Here is a 2691-nt window from a genome sequence, read left to right as displayed (position 1 = left end):
GCTCGAACGACACGCCATTCAGCGCCTGAACCAGGGCATGGCCCTTGAACAGCCCGCGGGACACTTGGTAATGCCGGGTCAGCGCCCGGGCGGATAGAACGACGGCCATCACGCCACCTCCTGGTTCAGCGGGTAGAAGCAACGCACCAGGCTATGCGCCTTGGGGTCGAGGGACGGGCGCTGGTTTCGGCAGTTGTCCTGCACATACGGACAGCGCGGCGACAGCAGGCAACCGACCGGGCGGTCGTAGCGGCCGGGGACGATACCGGGCAGGGTGGCCAGGCGTTCGGCGCCGATGCTGTGCTCGGGGATCGCCGCCAGCAAGGCTTCGCTGTAGGGGTGGGCGGGCACATCGAACAGCTCGGGTACCTGGCCGACTTCCACGGCCTGGCCGGCGTACATCACGCACACTCGCCTGGCCGTTTCGGCAACTACGGCGAGGTCATGGGTGATCAGGATCAGCGCCATGTTGCGTTCTTTCTGCAAGTTGACCAGCAGTTCCATGATCTGGGCCTGGATGGTCACGTCGAGCGCGGTAGTGGGCTCGTCAGCGATCAGCAGCTTGGGCTCGCCGGCAATTGCCATGGCAATGGCCACACGTTGGCTCATGCCGCCGGACAGTTGGTGCGGGTAGGCATCCAGGCGGCTTTCCGCAGCGGGGATTTCCACCTTTTTCAACAGCTCCAGGGCCCGTTGGCGCGCCGCCTTGCCTTTCAGGCCAAGGTGCTGGCGCAGCACTTCCTCGATCTGGAAGCCCACCGTATAGCTGGGGTTGAGCGCGGTCATCGGGTCCTGGAAGACCATCGCGATGTCCTTGCCCACCACTTTGCGCCGCTGCCGGCCGCTGAGCTTGAGCATGTCGGTGCCGTCGAAGTTGAGGGCATCGGCGGTAATGCGCCCCGGCGCGTCGATCAGCCCCATCAGGGCCATCATGGTCACCGATTTACCCGAACCGGACTCGCCGACGATGGCCAGGATCTCGCCGGCGTCCACCACCAGGTCCAGGCCGTCGACCACCGGTACTGCGTTGGCGTCGCCGAAGCGCACGTTGAGGTTATTGATCTGCAACAGTGACATGGCGTTCTCCTCAGGCGGCGTTCTTGAGTTTCGGGTCCAGCGCATCGCGCAGGCCGTCGCCCATCAGGTTGATTGCCAGCACACTGAGCAGAATGGTGATGCCCGGCAGGCTCACCACCCACCAGGCGCGCTCGATGTAGTCACGGGCCGACGCCAGCATGGTGCCCCACTCGGGGGTTGGCGGTTGTACGCCCAGGCCCAGGAAGCCCAGGGCGGCGGCATCCAGAATCGCCGAAGAAAAGCTCAAGGTGGCCTGCACGATCAGCGGCGCCATGCAGTTGGGCAGCACGGTGACGAACATCAGCCGCGGCAGCCCGGCACCGGCCAGGCGCGCGGCGGTGACGTAGTCGCGGTTCAGTTCGCCCATCACCGCAGCGCGGGTCAGGCGCACGTAGGAGGGCAGCGAAACGATGGCGATGGCAATCACCGTGTTGATCAGGCCTGGGCCGAGGATGGCGACGATGGCTACGGCCAGCAGCAACGACGGCAGGGCCAGCATCACGTCCATCAGGCGCATGATCGACGGCCCGAGAATTTGCGGGAAAAAGCCGGCCAGCAGGCCCAGCAGGATGCCCGGGATCAGCGACATCACCACCGACGACAGGCCGATCAGCAACGACAGCCGCGCGCCCTGGATCAACCGCGAAAGCAGGTCGCGGCCCAGTTCGTCGGTACCGAGGATGAACTGCCAGGTGCCGCCTTCGAGCCACACCGGCGGGGTCAGCAGGAAGTCGCGGTATTGCTCGCTCGGGTCATGCGGGGCGACCCAGGGTGCGAACAGTGCGCAGAACACCACCAGGCACATGAAGGCCAGGCCCATTACCGCGCCCTTGTTGCGCGCGAAGGCTTGCCAGAACTCTTTGTATGGCGAAGGGTAGAGCAGGCTGTGGTCCACCGGGCTGGCCGGCGCCACAGGTTTTGCAATCGGGCTAGTCATGGCAAGGGCCTCAGCGCTGATGACGGATGCGTGGGTTGGCCAGGCCGTAGAGAATGTCCACGACGAAGTTGACCAGGATTACCAGGCAGGCGATCAACAGGATGCCGTTCTGGACCACGGGGTAGTCGCGGGCGCCGATGGCTTCGATCAGCCACTTGCCGATGCCCGGCCATGAAAAGATGGTTTCGGTCAGCACCGCCCCCGCCAGCAGCGTGCCGACCTGCAGGCCGAATACGGTCAGAACCGGGATCAGCGCGTTGCGCAGGCCGTGCACGAACACCACGCGGGCTGGCGACAGGCCCTTGGCGCGGGCGGTGCGGATATAGTCCTCGCGCAGCACTTCGAGCATCGACGAGCGGGTCATGCGGGCGATCACCGCCAGCGGGATGGTACCGAGCACGATGGCCGGCAGAATCAGGTGCATCACCGCGTCCTTGAACGCGCCTTCTTCGTCGCTGAGCAGGGTGTCGATGAGCATGAAGCCGGTCTTCGGCTCGATGTCGTAGAGCAGGTCGATGCGCCCGGACACCGGGGTCCAGCCCAGGCTGACCGAGAAGAACATGATCAGGATCAGGCCCCACCAGAAGATCGGCATCGAGTAGCCGGCCAGCGATATGCCCATCACCCCATGGTCGAACAGCGAGCCACGCTTGAGCGCGGCGATCACCCCGGCCAGC

At 65.2% G+C, this 2691-nt stretch carries 3 protein-coding genes and 1 pseudogene; all 4 read right to left on the bottom strand.

The genetic code is table 11. The annotated features are described in order from the left end of the window. Positions 1 to 109, bottom strand: a pseudogene (locus HP547_RS23225) (dipeptide ABC transporter ATP-binding protein); the annotation flags it as partial. After that, positions 109 to 1077 (bottom strand): ABC transporter ATP-binding protein, encoded by a 969-nt coding sequence (locus HP547_RS23220; RefSeq protein WP_172218979.1) that lies wholly within the window; start codon positions 1075 to 1077, stop codon positions 109 to 111. The pseudogene HP547_RS23225 and the gene HP547_RS23220, both read right to left, overlap by 1 nt. 10 nt (positions 1078 to 1087) lie before the next feature. Further along, on the bottom strand, positions 1088 to 2014 hold the full coding sequence (locus HP547_RS23215; protein ID WP_172218981.1) for an ABC transporter permease subunit: 927 nt from the start codon (positions 2012 to 2014) through the stop codon (positions 1088 to 1090). Between the two features lie 10 nt (positions 2015 to 2024). Continuing rightward, a partial coding sequence (locus HP547_RS23210; protein ID WP_172287615.1) for an ABC transporter permease subunit occupies positions 2025 to 2691 on the bottom strand: 667 nt, incomplete at its 5' end.

The sequence above is a fragment of the Pseudomonas sp. CM27 genome (assembly GCF_013179515.1).
GTDB lineage: Bacteria > Pseudomonadota > Gammaproteobacteria > Pseudomonadales > Pseudomonadaceae > Aquipseudomonas.
Note: the sequence above shows the minus strand (reverse complement) of the source record. Positions and strands in the feature narration are given on the sequence as shown.

Coding starts and splice junctions, on each gene's coding strand:
- HP547_RS23215 (WP_172218981.1), bottom strand. CDS start 2,014: ATGACTAGCCCGATTGCAAAACCTGTGGCGCCGGCCAGCCCGGTGGAC.
- HP547_RS23220 (WP_172218979.1), bottom strand. CDS start 1,077: ATGTCACTGTTGCAGATCAATAACCTCAACGTGCGCTTCGGCGACGCC.